The sequence below is a fragment of the Calditrichota bacterium genome (assembly GCA_013151735.1).
Lineage (GTDB): Bacteria > Zhuqueibacterota > JdFR-76 > JdFR-76 > BMS3Abin05 > BMS3Abin05.
Map to the genome: position 1 here is coordinate 18,094 of JAADHR010000017.1, position 19,269 is coordinate 37,362.

The window sequence follows — 19,269 nt, forward strand, 5'->3', positions numbered from 1 at the left end:
TTAATTAAGAACCAATGTAAATTATTTTTTAGGAAAAAAGGCTTGCATAATGAAATAAATTTTATTAAATTTACACACTATGGAAGAATGTGATAATTTTTTTAAACACTTAAACTTAGCTAAATTCGGAACTGGATTTTAACAGGCAATGTTTGAAGATTTAACCCGTAAACTTGACGGTGTCCTCAGAAAAATTAAGGGGCAGGGTAAACTTTCTGAAAAAAATATTTCAGATTCTCTGAGAGAAATTCGGCAAATTCTTTTGGAAGCCGATGTTAATTACAAGGTTGCAAAAGAATTTATAAAAACCGTTCAAGAAAAGGCTGTTGGACAGGACGTCCTGAAAAGCATTACGCCCGGCCAACAAATTGTCAAGATTATTTATGATGAACTGACCCGCTTGCTGGGACAATCGGCCGCGCATTTGCGTTTTGCCAATATCCCGCCAACGATTTTTATGATAACGGGATTACAGGGCTCAGGGAAAACAACCTTTGTTGGGAAATTGGCGCTTTATCTTCGCGGCCAGAAGCATTCACCGCTGATGGTAGCAGCCGATATTTATCGCCCCGCCGCGGTTGACCAACTGAAAACAATTGGAAAACAATTGGGAATTCCCGTATTTTCGGAAGAAGGGGAAAATCCCGTTAAGATTACTCAGCATTCCATCCAATTTGCCCGCAAGAACGGGCAGGATGTCGTGATTTTCGATACGGCCGGTCGTCTTCATATTGACGAAAAAATGATGGAAGAACTGGCCGAAATTAAGGCGAAAACAAAGCCCAACAATATTTTCTTCGTGGCTGACGGCATGACCGGACAGGATGCCGTGAAGGCGGCGACAGAATTTCAAAAGTGGCTGGATTACGATGGGGTGGTTCTTACGAAAATGGATGGCGATGCCCGTGGAGGGGCGGCGCTTTCCATTAAAGCGGTTACCGGTAAACCCATCGTTTTTGTGGGGGTGGGCGAAAAATTTAATGCGCTGGAATCGTTTTATCCGGACAGAATGGCTTCCCGGATTCTGGGAATGGGGGACGTCGTCTCTCTGGTGGAAAAGGCCCAGCTGGCTGCGGATGAAGAAGAAACCCGCCGGATGGAAGAAGCCATTCGGAAAAAGCGCCTTACCTTTGATGATTTTTTGGGGCAGCTGCGCCAAATTAAGAGGATGGGACCCCTGGAACAAATCATTGGAATGATCCCGGGCTTGGGGGCTTCACCTCTGGGAAAGGTGAATATTGACGAAAAGGCTCTTGTTAAGGTAGAAGCGATTATTCAATCGATGACAAAAGAAGAACGCCGAAATCCCAGGATACTAAATGGAAGCCGCAAGCGGCGGATTGCAAAAGGAAGTGGAACCACGGTTCAGGACGTAAACCGGCTGATCAGCCAGTTTAATGAAATGCAAAAGATGATGAAGCGATTTTCCAAAGGTGGAAAGCGGAGTTTGCGCGGGCTTATGGGCGGAAATCTTCCATTTTAATTGGACTGTAAATCACTAAAAAACGCTTAAATAAAGGAGGACAATTTTGGCAGTAAGATTGCGTCTTACACGAATGGGTCGGAAGAAAAAACCCTTTTATCGAGTGGTGGCCGTGGATGGCCGCAAGAAAAGAGATGGGGAATATATCGAAAATTTGGGATATTACAATCCTCTTTCCGATCCGATTGATGTAAAATTAAATGAGGAACGAATCTTTTATTGGTTGGGTGTTGGTGCACAGCCTTCAGAAACCGTTCGGAGTTTACTTCGTCACGAAGGCATTATGTTTAAGTGGGATTTGATAAAAAAGGGTTTTGACGAAGAGCGAATTCAAGAAGAGCTTAAGAAATTAGAAGTTATTCAATTGGAACGCAAACGCAAGTCAGAGCAGGTGCAGGAAAAGGGTGCGGAAGAAGAGGCGGCTGTGAAAGAAGAAACAGCTCCAAAAGAAGAGGCTCAGCCCGAAAGCGCACCTTCTGAAACGGCTCCGGCAGAAGAAGCGGCCCCGGCTGAGGCGGAAGCCAAGGAAGAGGTTTCAGCAGAACCGGCTCCCGAGGAGAAAGCAGAAGAGACCGCGTCTGACGTTCAAGAAGAATCGGATACCAAAGAAGCGTAAAAACTGGAACTTTTTTGCCCTTAGCGATTTAATAAAATAAAGGTTTAGGATTGCGGAGGTTCATTATCTTGTGAGTCCGGATCTTAGTAAAGCAATAGCTGGAACCTAATCAAGGAGGGATTAACATGAAAGAGTTCGTCGAATTTATCGCGAAGCATCTGGTCGATAAACCGGAAGAAGTTGAGGTGACGGAGATCGACGGAGAGCGGACGGTTGTGTACGAACTTCGTGTCGGCGATGGCGATTTGGGCAAAGTGATTGGCAAGCGCGGTCAAACCGCAAAGTCCATTCGCACACTGCTGGCGGCTGCCTCTGCAAAAACGGGCAAACGAGCGGTTCTGGAAATTCTTGAATAATCAGCGTAAATTGTTCTTTTAAATGAAATCTTCTGAGGATCTTATTACCGTTGGTGTAATTATCAAACCTCACGGCATTACCGGTGAAGTAAAGGTTTTGCCGACAACGGATGATCCTAAGCGATTTTCGCTTCTTAATCGAGTTTTTTTGCGGTCTCCTCAAGGCGAACAGGTCATCGCACACGTGCTCCGGACAAGATACCATCGTGATGCGCTGATCCTTCAACTGGATACCTGTCAGTCGCGTGTGGCTGCTGAGCAATTTCGGAATTGGGACATTCAAATTCCGAGGGAAGAGTGCCTGCCTTTACCGGAAGGTCGATACTATATCTTTGATCTTGTGGGTTTACAAGCAAAAACACTGGACGGACAATTTATCGGAATGGTGAAGGACGTCCTCACGATTACGAATAATGATGTGTTTGTTATAGAAACTCCGGCTCATAAGGATGTGTTGGTTCCTTTTGTGGAAGAATTTGTTAAAAGTATTGATATTGACAAGGGGGTTGTGCTGATTCAGCCAATTGAAGGGCTTTTGGAGTGAAATGTCAATGCGAATAGATATTGTCACGGCTTTTCCTGAGCTGATTAAAAGCCCTTTGCAAGAAAGCATTCTGAAGCGAGCCCAGGAAAAGGGCCTGGTCACGATTGTTATTCACGATTTGCGTGAGTTTACAACCGATCGACACCATCAGGTAGATGATTACCCCTATGGTGGTGGCTCAGGAATGATTATGAAACCTGAGCCTTTTTTTCGGGCAGTGGATAAAATTGTGGCCGAATTCCCCTCTGAAAGACGCAAGGTTATTTTTATGTCTCCCCAGGGGAAGACCTTTCATCAAAAAATGGCCAATGACCTTACAGAGTGGGACCACCTGATCTTTCTTTGCGGGCATTACAAGGGTGTGGATGAGCGGGTAATCGAGGCGCTGGTTACGGATGAAATTTCAATTGGCGATTATGTTTTAACAGGGGGAGAATTGCCAACGCTGGTTGTGATTGACGCGGTTGTGCGGCTTATTCCTGATGTAATTGGCGATTTTCAATCAGCGGCGACAGATTCGTTTCAGCAAGATCTGCTGGATTATCCCCATTACACACGGCCGGAAGAATACAGAGGCCTTCGCGTGCCGGATATTCTGCTGTCGGGGCACCATCAAAAAATAGAGGAATGGCGAAAGGATCGGGCACTCGAAAAGACCCGGGAAAAACGTAAAGATTTGCTGGAGGCATATTCGTCCGAATCTGTGAAAAAACGCGGAAAGTGAAAACGGCAGTCGGGTAAATTAGGAAAAAATCGTAAAAAAATCAATAGAGTTTGGAGGTGACTGAAAATGGGCAAATTAGAAGCAATTGGAGTGGATCAATTGCGATCAGATATTCCGGAATTTGGCCCCGGCGATACCATTGCGGTTCATGTAAAGGTTCGTGAGGGTGATAAGGAGAGAATACAGGTTTTCCAGGGCGTGGTTCTTCAGAAGCGCGGCAGCGGAATCAACAAGACGTTTACCGTTCGTAAAATTTCCAACGGAATTGGGGTGGAGCGCATTTTTGCATTCCATTCACCCAACATTCAAAAGGTGGATTTGCTGCGACGGGGCAAAGTCCGGCGGGCCAAGATATTTTATTTGCGCGGGCTGCGGGGTAAAGCCGCCCGAATTCCAGAAAAACGTTAAAGGGCAATTTCTTTGCCTTCCAGAAAAACCGTCATCTTTTCCGATTGACGGTTTTTTTTTGAGGGGTGCAAAATTTTTTTCTTGCTATTTTATCATGAATGTTGTATATTAGGACAATAATTATCCGAATTATCTTTATGGCGAAAAAATATGCAGTTGTCTCAAAGTACAGAATATGCCATTCACAGTTTGTTTTACCTGGCTGTGAACAATAAGCGCCAGACCGTTTTGGTCTCGGAAATTGCAAAGGCACAAAATATTTCCGAATCCTATTTGGCAAAGATCTTTCAAAATCTTGTAAAAGCAGGGCTGGTCCGGTCTTATCGGGGTGCAAAAGGCGGCTATCATCTGGCCATTCCGATGAAAGACATCACCTTGAAAGACATTGTTCAGGCCATTGAGGGAACATCGCCCCTGTTTGCGTGTGATCACGATCGCCGTGATTGCGATTTTGCTGTGGACTGCCTGATTTCTGCCACCATGAAAAAAGCGGAAGAAAAGATGTATGAAATTTTAGAAGAAATTTCACTGGAAGACCTGGTCAAAAATGCAAAAGAATTAAAGACTCAGATGAAGTGGTTGGAAACATCTGTGCAAAATCCGTAAAAAAATAGAGCGTTTAATGAGAGGAGATTGTTTGCATGTCCAATAATGGAAGCAATTTGACGAAGGAAAATATTTTAGAGGAATTAAAGAAGGTCAAATATCCTGGCTTCAGTCGGGACATTGTCTCGTTTGGAGTCGTGAAGGATGCAAAAAGTGAGGATGGGGTAATCACGGTAACAATGAATGTGATTACAAACGATGATACAACCGGCCCGCAAATTGAAAAGGACGCCAAGGCCGTTTTGGAAGCAATGCCCGGGGTGAAAGAGGTTCGGGTGAATGTGACCGTCCAGAAGGCCAAAGCAGCCAAAAACATCAAGAGCAAAAGCACGGGCGGCAAGGAAAAGTATTTATCGAATATCAAGAATAAAATTGCAATTACCAGCGGCAAAGGAGGGGTCGGCAAATCGACCGTTGCCTTAAATTTGGCCATTGCCCTGGCCAAGCGGGGAAACACCGTCGGTTTATTGGACTCGGATATTTACGGCCCAAACCTGCCGATGATGGCGGGGGTTAAAGGCACGCCGGCGATGGAGAATGAAAAACTCATTCCGTTTGATGTTTACGGCATCAAATTAATGTCTCTTGGATTTCTTTTGCCGGAAGACACGCCGTTGATTTGGAGGGGGCCCCTGGTTGCCAAAGCGGTGGAACAACTGTTGCGGGATGTGGCCTGGGGAGAGCTGGACTATTTCATTATTGACATGCCTCCGGGCACCGGCGATGTTCAGTTGAGCATTGCTCAACTTCTGGATTTGTCTGGCGCAATTATTGTAACAACTCCACAGGACGTAGCCCTTTCCGATGCCGTGAAAGGGGTCATTATGTATCAAAAAGTGAACGTTCCCGTGATTGGGATTATCGAGAATATGAGCTATTTTGTTTGTCCGCATTGCGGTGAGCGCACGGATATTTTCAGCCACGGGGGAGGGGAACGGGAAAGCAAGCGTCTCGGCGTACCGTTCCTGGGCGAAGTTCCGTTGGATGTAGAGATTCGAATTGGAGGAGATGTCGGACGTCCGATCGTGGAATCGCGTCCTGATTCTCCAAACGCCAAGGCATTTTACAATCTGGCAGACAGTGTTATTGAAAAATCCGTAAAGGCAGAAGAGCCCGCCGGCGGGATTCATGTGAATTTGGGTTAGCACCTGAAGTTTATGTGTTCATTTAGGCGTTATGAGTGTGTGAGAGCGTAGAAAATGGGAAACAAATAGCCCCGTTTATCGTTAGAAAAAATACGTTATTGCGGTTCAATCATCCTAACGCTTTCAGCGATTGATTTTCTCAAGGAATGTATGCGATTTTATAGATGAAGGAGTCATTATATGGTAGACGAAAAAGAAGTTTGGGAAATGTTGAAAAACTGCTATGATCCTGAAATCCCGGTCAATATTGTGGATTTGGGATTGGTGTATGATATGAAACTGGATGACGATGTGGTCAAGATCAAGATGACCTTGACGGCTCCGGGGTGCCCGATGTCTTCGTTTATTGTTGAGGATATTCGTCAAAAAGTAATGGGCGTTGATGGAGTAAAGGATGTTTTTGTCGATGTTGTGTGGGATCCGCCCTGGAATCCGTCAATGATGAGCCAAGAAGCCAAAACCAAGCTGGGTTTTGAGGATTAGCCAAGGGAATGAAATTGAGGGATGAAAAAATCAAAGCCGTGGCCATGGTTTCCGGTGGTCTGGACAGCACACTGGCCGTTAAACTTATGGTACTGCAGGGAATTGAGGTTTACGGCATCACGTTTGTGACCGGTTTCTGCTATGCCGATCCGAGGCGGGCCTTAAAGCGAAAAAAAACAAAGCAATGCCCTGAACAAAATGAACCGCTTCGGGCAGGCAGACAGACGCACATTCCAATAGAATTCAGGGATATCTCCGACGATTATATTCGGACGGTTCTTATTCATCCGAAGCACGGTTACGGATCGGCAATCAATCCCTGTATCGACTGTCGGATATTCATGCTGAAAAAGGCCAAGGAATACATGGATGAAATCGGCGCCCGGTTTATTATTACGGGTGAAGTGTTGGCCCAGCGCCCAATGACCCAGCATTTTGGAACCCTGCGGCTGATTGAAAAGGAAGCCGGTCTGGAAAAACTGATTGTGCGTCCGCTATCCGGGAAATTACTTCCTCCAACACGGCCTGAAGAAGAGGGCTGGATCCGCCGGGAGGGCCTGCAGGATATTTCGGGCCGATCCCGAAAAAAGCAAATGGCTCTGGCAAAAGAATTGGGCATTGATGATTATCCCCAGCCTGCCGGAGGGTGCTGCTATTTAACGGATCAAAATTATGCCCGGCGCCTGAAAGATTTATTTAAATATCGTGATAAAGAATCTCTGACATTGGACGATATGATTCTACTGAAAGTGGGGCGGCATTTTAGGGTGTCGGACACATTGAAGGTGATCGTGGGCCGCGATGAATTGGAAAATAATTTTTTGGCCAATTTCGAAGACGGACGCTGGTCGTTTGAAGTAGTCGATGACAGCGGGCCCCTAACCCTGGCCGAAGGCCTGGTGAGCGAGTCGGACATTCCAATTGTCGCAGCTATTACAGCCCGCTACTCAGATGCAAAAAATCAGCCGGTTGTGAGAGTTCGGTATAAAAGCGAAAAAAAAGTGGAAGAAATTGATGTTGAACCCATAAAAAATGGAACTCTCGAAGCCTGGCGATTGTAAAAACAAATGATTTGGGTGTCAGGGAGTCCTATTTATATTAGGATTGAAATCAAAAAATATGAACCATACAGGGATACGAAATGAAAAAAGATCCAAAATATCGTTACACGTATAAGGCTTCTTTAGCGAATTATTTACAGGATATTCAAAAAGTTCCTCTTTTAACGCCTGAAGAAGAAATCGAATTGGCCGAGCGGGTAAAAGAGGGAAGCGAAGAAGCATTAAATCGCCTGGTCGAATCCAATTTGCGGTTTGTGGTATCGATTGCAAAGGAATATCAGAACCGCGGTTTGCCTCTGGAAGATTTGATTAATGAAGGCAACATTGGCCTCATCAAAGCAGCAAAAAAATTTGACAGTACCAGAGGGTTTCGCTTTATTTCCTACGCAGTGTGGTGGGTGCGTCAGGCCATCATGGAGGCGATTGTCAATCAATCCAAGATGGTTCGGCTGCCCTTTAACAAGGTTTGGGATGTTTTCAAGGTTGAGAAAACCTTCAATGAGCTTCGGAATGATCTTGGGCGCGATCCCAGTCTGGAAGAAGTGGCGGTTGCGTTGGGAATTTCCCATTCTGATTTGTCCAGTATCATGAGAAATTTTGGGCGCGATCTGTCTCTGGATGAGATGATTGGAGACGATATTGATTCGACCCTGATGGATTTCATCCCGAATGATCAATCGCCGCAGCCCGATGAGAATTTGCAGGTGGAATCGCTCCATGTGGAAATTAATCGGGTCTTGAATTCGTTGCCCACACGCGAGGGTACGATCTTGCGGCTCTATTTTGGTATCGGAGAAGAACGCCCGCTTACACTAAGTGAAATTGGCGACCGTCTTGGATTAAGCCGGGAGCGCGTTCGCCAGATTAAGGAAATGGCGTTGATCAAATTGCGCCGAACCACCAAGGGGAAAGCGCTTAAACAATTTCTGGGTTAATGACCCGTTAAAAAAGGCCGAATGAAAATTCGGCCTTTTTAATAATATCTCCACTTTCAGAAAATCCACGCGTAACTTTCAAACCATTCCGGTTTTCCCATCCGACAAAAATAAATTACTGCTCAAGCAGGGGTTCCCGGGTGTAGTTTTCCAGAATTTTCCGAAAATGATAGCCATAAATGGATTGTGTAATGGCCACTGAAAGAAGTTTGGGCCGTTTAATCAGGCTCCAACCCAGGATTTTCCAATAGTACTGCCGGAATTTGCAGCGAATTCCAAGAACCCAAATGGATTTTAGAAGGGCTTTCACGTAAAAAAAGTGAAAAGACACGTGGTTAATTTCGGGCATGTTATAATTGCTCAGATAGACCTTCAGGCGCTGGTAATATTCTTTGGGCGAATAAATCGTTTCCAGAATATGCCGGTACCCCTCCAGCAATTTCTGGTAGTTCATTTTGGGAATAAAGTTTGTCGAAAAATCCAGATTGTCGCCCGAAATGTCACCCAGGAGGCGCTTTTCCGATTTTAGGCGGTTGTACAGCCGTGTTCCTCGGGGGGCATTGAGCAGACCCACCATGGCCGTCATAATACCACTGGTTTGAATAAATCGGATTTGTGTTTCAAAAATAGAAGGTGTGTCATGATCGAATCCCACAATAAATCCACCTTGTACTTCCATCCCGGCTGCCTGGATTTTCCGGATGGACGAAATCATATCCAGATCGGTGTTTTGCAGTTTTTTGCATTCTTTCAGGCTTTCTTCATTGGGAGTTTCGATTCCGACAAAGACCTTTCGAAAACCGGCATCGATCATTTGCTGCAGCAGCACGTCATCCTTTGCAAGATTAATGGAAACTTCCGTGTTCAAATAAAAGGGATATTTTTTCTTTTTCATCCAATCAATAATTGCCGGGAGAACCTCATCTTTTAACTTCTTTTTATTTCCGATAAAATTGTCGTCCACGAAAAAGATGGCATCCCGCCAGCCCGCTTTGTAAAGCTGTTCCAGTTCGTTTAGGATCTGTTCTTTTGTTTTTGTTCGGGGGCGATGTCCGTACAAAACCACAATATCGCAAAATTCGCAATTGTAAGGGCACCCTCTGGAATACTGAAGCGCCATTGTGGCATATTTTTTAAGATTAATAAGTTCCCATTTGGGCGGCGGTGTTTGCGTGATGTCCGGATGCTCCGCCGAGCGATAGATTGATTTGGGCGTTCCGTTGGCCAGATCATCCAAGAATCGGGGAAATGTAATTTCGCCTTCGTCCAAAACGAGGTAGTCAACCTGGGGGAAATGATCCGGTTCTTCTGTGAAGAGCGGCCCTCCGGCCACCACCTTTTTGCCAAAGGCGTGTGCCCGCTCGATCACCTCTTCGGCAGATGTGCGCTGAACTACCATGGCGCTAATCAGGACCAAATCGGCCCACTGGACATCTTTGTCTTTCAGGGAATCAACATTCATGTCAATTAATTTCATGGGCCAGTCTTTGGGAATCATGGACGCGATGGTTAAAAGCCCAAGAGGTGGAATGGAGGCCTTTTTTGAAATAAACTTTAGTGCATGTTTGAAACTCCAAAAAGTTTCGGGATATTGCGGGTAAACGAGAAGGATATTCATGATCATGCCTCAAAAAATTGTTATCCGGGATGTTTTGTGTTATTAGTAGATAAAATAATACTAAAAATTCTTCCTGAATGCAACGAAAATATTAAAGGAGGAAAATGATTTTGCGAATGAACGGCGTGAAATGCAAAACAGTCTTGTAATCGTGAAAATATTTTTATAAATTTAAGAAACCTCACAGATACTCATTCAATTTTCCAAGGCACAGGAGTTCAGTTATGCCGAATAGTCAGATGGAGAGAAAACCCTTTGTTGTAAAAGACTGCGCGTTAATTGCCATTGCAACGGGCGAAAAGGCACAAAACTTGAGGGAATTGCGGGATCGAATCAAAACAATTGACCCCGGGAGCATTTACTATCATTTCTGGGGAGGGCGTTTGCGCCCGGGATTTGATGATCCGGAGTACAACAACGATTTTGCCTCATGGGGGAGGCACGCCCTGCACGATGGAAAAATTGCGGAGCGGCTGGGGGCAATCGACCCGCGGGAATTCGGAAGTATTGAGGACCTTCGCCAGGAAATAATCGAGGTTATCGAGGAGCGTTTGGATGAAAGCGAAATGGTCCCCTGGGCAAAAGCCGACCAACAATTCAATTTTATGACCTCTCAGATTGTTGTGTTTACAACCAAGAAGTCGATGACCCATCCCAGGGAATTATCCGGGGCGATTCCAAGCATGTCTGTTGGCAGTATTTTTTATCATTTCATTGACGCCATGCGCCGGACACCGGATAAAGTGGACGATTTCCGGGAATGGCTTACCGGCTTTAATGGCGAATATTCCGAACTTTGTGAGCAAATAGCCGGTTTGGACCCCTATTTTCAAACATTGTCGCAATTACGGGAACAGCTTTCGCAGATTTTCAAATCCTATTTTGATCGGAGCAAAAAATGAAGACAACCCTTAAGCATTATGCAAAAGTGACCGGCGACACGGTCATAGACCATCTCTTACAGTTGGCGGAACCTCTTAAGGGGAAAAAGGTGGTTCACGTCAATTCCACCCGATTGGGCGGAGGGGTTGCTGAAATCCTCAATAAATTAGTTCCCTTAATGCAGGATTTGGGAATCCATGCTCAGTGGGAGGTCATCAAAGGGAATGAGGCCTTTTTTAAGTGCACAAAGAGTTTTCATAACGGCCTTCAGGGCAATCCGGTTGAAATTCCTGCTTCTCTCCTGAAGGTTTATGAAGAAACAAATGCCCAAAATGCTGAGAAGCTCTGCCCTATTTTGGAGGATGCGGACATTGTTTTTATTCATGATCCACAGCCGGCTCCCATGCTGCGGCTTTGTTCGAATCGAAAAGGAAAATGGATTTGGCGATGCCACATCGATGTGAGCCGACCCTATCGGCCGGTGTGGAAATATCTTAGAGGGTTTGTTGAAGGATACGATGCGAGTATTTTCTCGCTGGCCGATTTTGCCCAATCGCTACCACACCTCCAGTACCTGATTGCACCCAGCATTGATCCCCTCAGCGATAAAAATTTGGAACTGCCTGCAGAAGAGGCAAATTCGGTGTACGAGCGATTTGACCTGGACCCGGAACGCCCGCTTATTGTTCAGGTTTCTCGTTTTGATCGCTTTAAAGATCCTGTGGGGGTCATTCGTGCTTACCGGCTGGCCCGTAAATTTGTGCCGGGTTTACAGCTGGTGTTGGCGGGTGGAGAAGCCACAGATGATCCGGAGGGGGAAATCGTACTCAGCGAGGTGTACGAAGCTGCAAATGATGACAAGGACATTACCATTTTGCTGCTGCCGTCCGATGCGCATCGAACGATTAATGCGCTCCAGCGAGCGGCAGATGTTGTTCTTCAGAAATCCGTTAAAGAAGGTTTTGGCCTGACGGTAACAGAAGCACTTTGGAAAGGGAAGCCCGTTATTGGGGGAAATGTGGGGGGGATTCGTTTGCAGGTTGTGAATCACCACACAGGCTTTCTGGTGGATACCCCGGAAGGGGCCGCCCTCCGCATTCGGTACCTGTTTTACAATCACGAGCAGCGGAAAATTATGGGAGAAAAGGCCCATCGGTTTGTTCTGGAGAATTTCCTGATTACCCGGCATTTGCGGGAGTACCTTACACTGATGATTGACATCCTGGAAGGAAATCGCGAACGGATTGATTTGAAATAGGGTCGCCCTGAAACAGGAAGTGTATTCAGCCAAAATGAAATGATCCGGACAAACGTGAAACGAACGGGCCGCTTAGCCGAGGGTGTGGGCGGGACTGCCGCCAAAACAGCGCAATATGGGGGTCGATTCTGAAAGTGTTTCCTTGGGAGGAGAAGACATGTTTGGGCAAAATCGCATCTTAAATCGTATCCGACAGATTGCGGCACTTGCAGGTGCAGCCATTTTTATTCTTCCGATTTTTTCCTGTTCTCGCTCTCCAAAAACCCCAAAGCTCACACTGGCCGTTGCCCTGCTTCCGTCGGAACAGGTAGGCTATCGGAAAATTCTGGATGATTTTTCAAAAGAAAGCGGCATTTCTGTAAATTTAGTGGCTCAGCAGTACGATCAGATTCGCTCCGTTATTGAGGCTGAGGCTCAGGCAGGCAGGGGTGAATTGGATCTTGTAGAATTGGACATCTACATGCTGCCGCTGATGAGCCGGTTTATGCAGCCCCTCGATTCACTTGCCGGTCCGCTTGATTCATTAAAAAAACATGTTCAGCCTGCTGCCTGGCAGGCCGGGTTTTTGGGAAATCCGCCTCACATGCTGTATCTTCCTCATCGTCTGAACTGGCAGGCGCTTGTCTACAATCGGGCCAAAATACCCAATCCTCCCTCAAACTGGCAGGAGCTGATGGCCGTTGCCAAAAGCCATCCGGGAAGCATCGGTTTTAAAGCGGCAAAATACGAAGGCCTCGTTTGCGATTTGTTTCCGTTCATCTGGCAGGCGGGCGGTGATCCCCTGCACCCGGAGAGCCCGGAGGTTGTGAAAACCTTCGTTTTTCTCAAAAAATTGTCCCGATTTTTTAATCCGGCTGTACAATCGTACAAAGAAAACTCCATTCTTCAGGCGGAAGAACACGATGAAATTCTCCTGCACGAAAATTGGCCGTTTGTTGTGCCTTTGTTACGGGAGAAGGGATTGCTGCATCATCCGTTTGAAACGGCTCCGTTGCCAGCCGGGCCGGCCGGGAGTGCGACCATTCTTGGCGGCGGGTACCTTGGCATCCCCAAAACGGCGCCGCATCCGAAAATGGCCGCCCGCCTGTTGACCTATTTGACATCTCCCGCCGTGCAAAAAAGGATGGTGGCCGGGCTGGGCTGGTTCCCGATCCGCGACGAGGGGTGGAAGGCTCTCAGCGAAAAAGATCAAAAGGATTTTGAGGGCTTTTTGGCGATGCGGGAGTTTGTGCGTGCCCGCCCTCCGGTTTCGTTTTATCCGGAGGTGAGTCAAATCTGGCAGGATGGATTCTATCGGATCATTTTTGAAAACCAGGATATTACAACGGTAGTCAAACAGATGCAGGAAAAAATTAACGGACTCAGACAGATGCCATTAAAATGAACTACCTGTCCCGTCGAAAAATAACGTACGGGCTATTTGCATGTCCGGCCCTCCTGTTTCTTTTCTTACAAATTTGGCCGTTGGGAGAAGCCCTTCGTTCGTCTCTGACGACGGTTGCCGGACATTTTACCACTCAGAATTTTCGGACTGTTTTTTCTGATCCCCTCTATCGAAAGGCGCTTCAGAACAACCTTGTGATCCCGGTTTGCAGTGTGCTGCTTGAAACACTCATTGGCGTGGGAATGGCTCTGGGATTTTACAGGTTGAGGCGAGGAAAAACCCTTTGGCGAACGGTCGCCATCGTTCCTTACGCTGTGCCTGAAATTGTTTACATTCTTACGATGAAACTGGTTTTTCGGGAGCACGGTTATTTGAACAGCCTTCTTTTTTCTGTGACAGGCAGCGCCGGTCTGGTTAATTGGTTTCAACCCGGGCGTGTTCTCACGCTTTTTATGATTATTCTAATCGATGCCTGGCGGGTTACCCCTGTGGTTTTTCTGATTGTTCTGGTGGCCCTTGAACAATTGCCCGAGAGTTTTCTGGATGCCGCAAAAGTGGACGGCGCAACGGGATGGCAGGTAGCACGTTTCATTCAGCTTCCGCTGATTATTCCGGCTCTCCTGATCGCTGTTGCCTTGCGTGCTATCGACGCCTTTCGAATATTTGCTACGCCCCTTATTTTGGTGGGGGTTGAGGGATTGCCGGTCGTTACGTCTGTTGCCTACCATTACAAGGTCGATGTTAACAATCCCGCTCAGGCCAATGCCGCTGCGCTAAGCCTGGCCTTTTTTCTGGTGCTGGCCACAGGGGCCGCCTTTCTGTTTGCCGGAAGGAGGGTGAATCGCAAATGAACCAGACGACTCACCATCGAAGGTTTAAGTTTTCATACGTCTTTTCCGGCCTGGGATTGCTTTCTCTGTTTGCAATCAATATCTTCCCGATTCTTCTGGTTATTCGTCAGGCGATAACACCGGAGCGCGAGTCTGTTTTGTGGCCTTTGCGGGTACTGCCACAAAAGCTGACGCTTCTGAATTTTCACATCCTGTGGCAAACACAGGCGCTGTTTTCGCACCTTGCTCTCAGCTTTTGGGTGGCATTGGGGACAACCCTCCTTTCCCTTGCACTGGGTTTCCCGGCGGGCTGGGCGGCTGCCCGGTCCCAAAAAATTGGCGGCATAGCCACCCGCTCGGCGCTGATCAGCCGTGTACTGCCTCCTATTGCCATTGCCATTCCCCTGACGGCTATTCTCATTCCCCTTCAACTCTACAATCACCCGATGGGTTTGGGCCTTATTTTGGCGCATCTGACATTGGGACTCCCCTTTGCCATTCTGATTGCATTTGCTTCCTTTTCGGATGTTCCCCGGGAGTTGGAAGAAGCAGCGTACGTGGATGGCTGTTCAACGGCCCGTGTATTTTTCAGGATTTCCCTTCCCGTGGCCAAAGGCGCACTCAGCGCCGCTTTTATTTTGATTTTCTTACTGTCCTGGGATGAATTTACTTATGCCCTGCTCATCCAGTTAACCCACCGAACCATGCCCCCGCTGATTTATTATTACACCGAATACGGGCAAATTGGTTCGGCAAGTGTACTGGCAACCTTGATGCTTGTTCCCGCTGTTTTTGTTATTGCCTTTTTGCAGCGATTTATGATGAAAGGAATGATCTCTGGAGTGCTGAAAGAATGACGGATTTCGAAAAAAAATTGGCGAACACCCCGATTTTGATGGATTTGTTTCGGGCTCTGGAAAAAACTCCACCGGAAAAGCGGCTTCTCATGCTCGATTACGATGGAACCCTGGCGCCTTTTCGGGTGGAGCGCGACCAGGCTGTGCCGTATCCCGGAGTTTCTGAAATTTTAGATCATTTAATAGCTGCCGGAACCTCACGTGTGGTCATTGTCAGCGGCCGTGCCGTAACCGATTTGCTCCCCCTGCTGGGGCTTTCCTCGTTGCCCGAAATCTGGGGCTCCCACGGACTTGAGCACCAGCTTCCTGACGGAACGTATCGCCTGCATTCGGTTGGATTGGCTGTACAACAGTTTTTTTCGGATGTGCAAAAGTGGGCACACAAAAAGGGTTGGGATGAGGCCTGTGAGGTGAAACCCGGCGGGGTGGCTTTCCACTGGCGGAGCTTGAACGAAGCCGAGCGGGAAAGGATGAAAACGGAGATTTTGGACGCGTGGAGTGAACCTGCCCGACAGCATCATCTGGAACTTCTCCTGTTTGACGGCGGGGTGGAATTTCGGCTGCCGGGTGTGAATAAAGGCAAAGTGGTCAGGCAATTGCTGGATGAATCGGATGGCGGGGTGGCCGTTTATCTGGGAGATGATTTAACGGACGAGGATGCCTTTCGGGCCCTTCGGGGACGAGGCGTGGGGATTCTGGTCCGCAGAGATTTTCGCCCCACAGCAGCCGATGTGCATCTGGTTCCCCCGGAAGAGCTTTTGGAGTTTCTGCACAAATGGGAAAATACCTGTAAAATTTTTACTGGATAAAATGGTTCTAAATGAGTATATTTAATATTTATAATAAGTAATGCGCAGGTTTACTGCAATTACACAAACGGTGTTCAGTTCCAATTGCAATGGATGGGTGTTTGTCATGCGGTAAGTTGGCCGTGGCGCGTTGACTAATAAACAGCCTGAACAATTGCCGCAATGGATTGTGGTAAAATCTTCAACGGAGGACTGTGAATGAAATTTTTGGATTGGATGGTTTACAATAACAGTGTAAAAACCTGGATCATTGCCGTCTTGATTTTCCTGGTCAGTTTGGTGGCTTTCAAGATTATCAAGAAATTTGTTATTCGTAAATTGGGCGTATTGGCAAAACGCACCAAAAGTTCCGCAGACGACATCATTTTATTGTTCCTCGAAAAAACCACCTTCCTGATGCTTGTATTCATGGCCATTTTTTTGGGGTCGCTTGTATTGAGCCTCCCGCTGACCACCCGGCATATTATTCAGAGCATCGTCATTATTGTTCTTCTCTTTCAGGTGGCTGTTTGGGGGAATGCACTCATTTCATTTGGGCTCGATTTGTACAAAAAAAAGAGCACTGAAAAGGATCCGTCCGAAGCCACAACCATGGTCGCCATTGCATTTGTGGGGCGGCTCATCCTTTATTCGATCATCATTCTGCTCTCACTGGATAATCTGGGAATTAACATTACGGCCCTTATTACCGGTTTGGGAATCGGTGGAATTGCTGTGGCTCTGGCTGTTCAAAATGTTTTGAGTGATTTGTTTGCTTCACTTTCAATTGTACTGGACAAGCCCTTTGTTTTGGGGGATTTTATTATTATTGACAACTATCTCGGGACCGTGGAGCATATCGGTTTGAAAACGACCCGGGTTCGCAGTCTTTCCGGCGAACAGCTTATTTTTGCTAATAATGATTTATTAAAAAGCCGTATTCGAAATTACAAGCGAATGTACGAAAGACGGGTCGTTTTTTCAATCGGGGTGACCTACAACACCCCCTACGAGAAGTTGGCGGCCATTCCGGGAATGATCCGGGAAATTGTTGAATCGAAAGAGCAGGTCCGTTTTGACCGGGCTCATTTTAAATCCTATGGTGATTATTCTCTCAACTTCGAGACGGTGTACTGGGTAAAAAATCCCGATTACAACGTTTATATGGACATTCATCAGGCGATCAATCTGGAAATCTTTCGGAAATTTACGAAAGAAGGAATTGAGTTCGCATTTCCGACGCAGACCGTTTATCTGGAAAAAGAAAATCAAACAGACCAAAATAAACAGGAATAGGAAACGACATGTTTGAACAGAAGGATGATCATCCGAGAAGCAAAGTAATTATTGTTTCCAATCGGTTGCCTATTGCGGTTACAAAAGATGAATCCGGAAATTGGCACGTGGAATCGGGCTCCGGTGGACTCGTAACGGCCCTGGCGCCTGTATTAAAAAATCGCGGCGGTTTATGGATTGGCTGGCCGGGAATACATGCCGAAGAAGGTCTCAACCTGGATGCCCTTCTAAAAAGTGCAACCCGGGACTCCGGCTATCGGCTTAAACCCGTTCTGCTTACAGAGGAAGAAATCAAAAAATACTACATGGGTTTTTCGAATGAAGTGCTTTGGCCCCTATTTCACGATTTTGTCCCCTTTTGTAATTTTCGACCCGAATACTGGAAATTCTACACGCGGGTGAATAAGAAATTTGCTGAGGTTGTTCAGGCGAACAGCAGCGGCCGGGATTTTATCTGGATTCACGACTATCATCTAATTGGTGTCGCAAAAGAGCTTCGCGAAATGGGAGACAAGTCAAAATTGGGCTTCTTTTTGCATATTCCGTTTCCCCCTCTGGACATTTTTTTGAAACTGCCCTGGCGGTTTCAGATTTTGCGTCTCCTGTTTCAATATGATTTGGTCGGATTTCAAACCCTCAGAGACCGCCGCAACTTCATTCAATGCGTTCGAACCCTCATGCATGATATGTCTATTCAGGGCAAGGGACAGGTTATTCGAATTAAAACGGAGAATCGTGAGATTCGGGTTGGGGTTTTCCCCATCAGTATTGATTATCATGAATTTGCAAACCTGGCCAAAACGGAAAGGGTTTCCAAAGAAGCCTGGTACATTCACGAAAATCTGCCGGAAGTTAAAATTATTTTGGGTATAGACCGGCTGGATTATTCAAAAGGAATTATTGAAAAATTAAATGCTTATCGGAATGCCCTGCTTCGTTACCCGGAGCTGCAGGGCAATGTTATTTTGGCTCAGATTCTAGTTCCAAGCCGGCGCAGTATTCCCATGTATGCTGCACTAAAGGAAGAGATCGAACAACTGGTGGGCGAGATTAACGGCCAGTTTACGCGTTCAGGGTGGATCCCGATTTATTACCGCTTCCAGAGCCTGGGACGTGTGGAATTGGTGGCCCACTATCGCACAGCCGAAATACTGCTGGTTACGCCTCCCAAGGATGGAATGAATCTGGTTTCCAAGGAATATTGTGCCTCAAATATTGAGGAAAATGGCGTGGTTGTGGTCAGCGAATTCGCAGGTGTGGCGGCTCAGTTTCAAAAAAGCGCCATATTGATTAATCCTTACGATATTGAAGGTGTGGCCGATGCGATTTATCGTGCCTATTCTATGACTCCAGAAGAGCGTCGAATGCGCATGCACAAACTCCGCCAATCCATCCGAAAAACAGATATTTACTGGTGGGTCAATTCCTTTCTATTGGCCGCCATTGCCAAACGTTTGGACAATTTTCCAATCGTTGAAGATTATATCCCAATATATGACGACGAAGAAAGTTTTTCCGAAAATGGTTAGAATCCGTATTTCTCAAAGCAAACAAATAGTTGTGGTTTGGCTTTCTGCCGGACTGAAGAATAAACGGGTAGGGCAACCGGGCCCCCATTTTCATTTCCCCATGCAGAACCATTCGAATTCTCCCCCATTTTTCACTCACGCTTAAATTCTCAATTTCAAATAAGATGTTTCATAGAGAGACACGGCACATCAAATGTGACAATTCTTTCTAAACGAATTGAACATAAATAAGAATAATTAACTAATGAAGAAATAACTCATTAAATTATAAGACATTATATTAATAACAAGTTAATATAATATCCCACAAAATAGGGATTTAAAAAAATTATTAATGTGTTCTGGTATGAATTTTGTGGTGATTTAGCGAAGAAAATACGAACATTTTTTTGGCGGAAAGTTCCGGATGCTCTTCGACAATTAGACACCTAAAACGAAAGAAAGCCTAAAAGAATGAGGTGTGGTT

Annotated in this window: 20 protein-coding genes; 19 read left to right on the forward strand and 1 reads right to left on the reverse strand. The window is 46.3% G+C overall.

Annotated features, from left to right (window positions below; all coding sequences use genetic code 11):
* Positions 1 to 148: 148 nt before the first annotated feature.
* The 11 genes from ffh (at position 149) to GXO76_00790 (ending at position 8,361) form a co-directional block, all read left to right on the forward strand.
* Positions 149 to 1,483 (forward strand): signal recognition particle protein, encoded by a 1,335-nt coding sequence (ffh, locus tag GXO76_00740; protein NOY76371.1) that lies wholly within the window; start codon positions 149 to 151, stop codon positions 1,481 to 1,483.
* A gap of 46 nt (positions 1,484 to 1,529) precedes the next feature.
* Entirely contained in the window at positions 1,530 to 2,099 is a 570-nt protein-coding gene (rpsP, locus tag GXO76_00745) for a 30S ribosomal protein S16 (GenBank protein ID NOY76372.1), read from the forward strand.
* A gap of 125 nt (positions 2,100 to 2,224) precedes the next feature.
* Positions 2,225 to 2,455 carry a KH domain-containing protein gene (locus GXO76_00750; protein NOY76373.1) on the forward strand — a complete coding sequence of 77 codons (231 nt, stop codon included), beginning with the start codon at positions 2,225 to 2,227 and terminating at the stop codon, positions 2,453 to 2,455.
* Between the two features lie 22 nt (positions 2,456 to 2,477).
* Entirely contained in the window at positions 2,478 to 2,999 is a 522-nt protein-coding gene (gene rimM / locus GXO76_00755) for a 16S rRNA processing protein RimM (GenBank protein NOY76374.1), read from the forward strand.
* Positions 3,000 to 3,006: 7 nt separating this feature from the next.
* Positions 3,007 to 3,723 carry a tRNA (guanosine(37)-N1)-methyltransferase TrmD gene (gene trmD / locus GXO76_00760; protein NOY76375.1) on the forward strand — a complete coding sequence of 239 codons (717 nt, stop codon included), beginning with the start codon at positions 3,007 to 3,009 and terminating at the stop codon, positions 3,721 to 3,723.
* Positions 3,724 to 3,789: 66 nt separating this feature from the next.
* Positions 3,790 to 4,131 carry a 50S ribosomal protein L19 gene (rplS, locus tag GXO76_00765; protein ID NOY76376.1) on the forward strand — a complete coding sequence of 114 codons (342 nt, stop codon included), beginning with the start codon at positions 3,790 to 3,792 and terminating at the stop codon, positions 4,129 to 4,131.
* A 150-nt stretch (positions 4,132 to 4,281) separates the two neighbouring features.
* A complete protein-coding gene (locus GXO76_00770; GenBank protein ID NOY76377.1) occupies positions 4,282 to 4,737 on the forward strand; it encodes an Rrf2 family transcriptional regulator in 456 nt (151 codons plus the stop codon).
* A gap of 35 nt (positions 4,738 to 4,772) precedes the next feature.
* On the forward strand, positions 4,773 to 5,882 hold the full coding sequence (locus GXO76_00775; protein ID NOY76378.1) for an Mrp/NBP35 family ATP-binding protein: 1,110 nt from the start codon (positions 4,773 to 4,775) through the stop codon (positions 5,880 to 5,882).
* Positions 5,883 to 6,062: 180 nt separating this feature from the next.
* Positions 6,063 to 6,365 carry a DUF59 domain-containing protein gene (locus GXO76_00780; protein ID NOY76379.1) on the forward strand — a complete coding sequence of 101 codons (303 nt, stop codon included), beginning with the start codon at positions 6,063 to 6,065 and terminating at the stop codon, positions 6,363 to 6,365.
* Between the two features lie 8 nt (positions 6,366 to 6,373).
* A complete protein-coding gene (locus GXO76_00785; protein ID NOY76380.1) occupies positions 6,374 to 7,426 on the forward strand; it encodes a hypothetical protein in 1,053 nt (350 codons plus the stop codon).
* A gap of 80 nt (positions 7,427 to 7,506) precedes the next feature.
* Positions 7,507 to 8,361, forward strand: coding sequence for an RNA polymerase sigma factor RpoD/SigA (locus tag GXO76_00790; GenBank protein ID NOY76381.1), 855 nt, complete (start codon positions 7,507 to 7,509; stop codon positions 8,359 to 8,361).
* 115 nt (positions 8,362 to 8,476) lie between these two features.
* Here GXO76_00790 and GXO76_00795 read toward each other — a convergent pair whose 3' ends face one another.
* The gene (locus GXO76_00795) at positions 8,477 to 9,979 is read right to left on the reverse strand and encodes a B12-binding domain-containing radical SAM protein (protein ID NOY76382.1); all 1,503 of its coding nucleotides are present in this window, start codon (positions 9,977 to 9,979) and stop codon (positions 8,477 to 8,479) included.
* A 224-nt stretch (positions 9,980 to 10,203) separates the two neighbouring features.
* Between GXO76_00795 and GXO76_00800 the strand changes: the two genes are divergently transcribed.
* The 8 genes from GXO76_00800 to GXO76_00835 all read left to right on the forward strand — a co-directional run bounded on the left by GXO76_00800 (position 10,204) and on the right by GXO76_00835 (position 18,803).
* Positions 10,204 to 10,881 carry a hypothetical protein gene (locus tag GXO76_00800; GenBank protein NOY76383.1) on the forward strand — a complete coding sequence of 226 codons (678 nt, stop codon included), beginning with the start codon at positions 10,204 to 10,206 and terminating at the stop codon, positions 10,879 to 10,881.
* On the forward strand, positions 10,878 to 12,119 hold the full coding sequence (locus tag GXO76_00805; GenBank protein NOY76384.1) for a glycosyltransferase: 1,242 nt from the start codon (positions 10,878 to 10,880) through the stop codon (positions 12,117 to 12,119). The genes GXO76_00800 and GXO76_00805 overlap by 4 nt, the downstream gene beginning before the upstream one ends.
* A 157-nt stretch (positions 12,120 to 12,276) precedes the next feature.
* A complete protein-coding gene (locus GXO76_00810; protein NOY76385.1) occupies positions 12,277 to 13,503 on the forward strand; it encodes an extracellular solute-binding protein in 1,227 nt (408 codons plus the stop codon).
* A complete protein-coding gene (locus GXO76_00815) occupies positions 13,500 to 14,354 on the forward strand; it encodes a sugar ABC transporter permease (protein NOY76386.1) in 855 nt (284 codons plus the stop codon). The genes GXO76_00810 and GXO76_00815 overlap by 4 nt, the downstream gene beginning before the upstream one ends.
* Positions 14,351 to 15,190, forward strand: a complete 840-nt coding sequence (locus GXO76_00820) for a carbohydrate ABC transporter permease (GenBank protein NOY76387.1) — start codon at positions 14,351 to 14,353, stop codon at positions 15,188 to 15,190. The genes GXO76_00815 and GXO76_00820 overlap by 4 nt, the downstream gene beginning before the upstream one ends.
* Entirely contained in the window at positions 15,187 to 15,999 is an 813-nt protein-coding gene (otsB, locus tag GXO76_00825) for a trehalose-phosphatase (protein ID NOY76388.1), read from the forward strand. The genes GXO76_00820 and otsB overlap by 4 nt, the downstream gene beginning before the upstream one ends.
* Positions 16,000 to 16,197: 198 nt before the next feature.
* Entirely contained in the window at positions 16,198 to 17,274 is a 1,077-nt protein-coding gene (locus GXO76_00830) for a mechanosensitive ion channel family protein (protein NOY76389.1), read from the forward strand.
* Between the two features lie 8 nt (positions 17,275 to 17,282).
* A complete protein-coding gene (locus tag GXO76_00835; GenBank protein NOY76390.1) occupies positions 17,283 to 18,803 on the forward strand; it encodes a trehalose-6-phosphate synthase in 1,521 nt (506 codons plus the stop codon).
* The last annotated feature ends 466 nt before the right edge of the window (positions 18,804 to 19,269 follow it).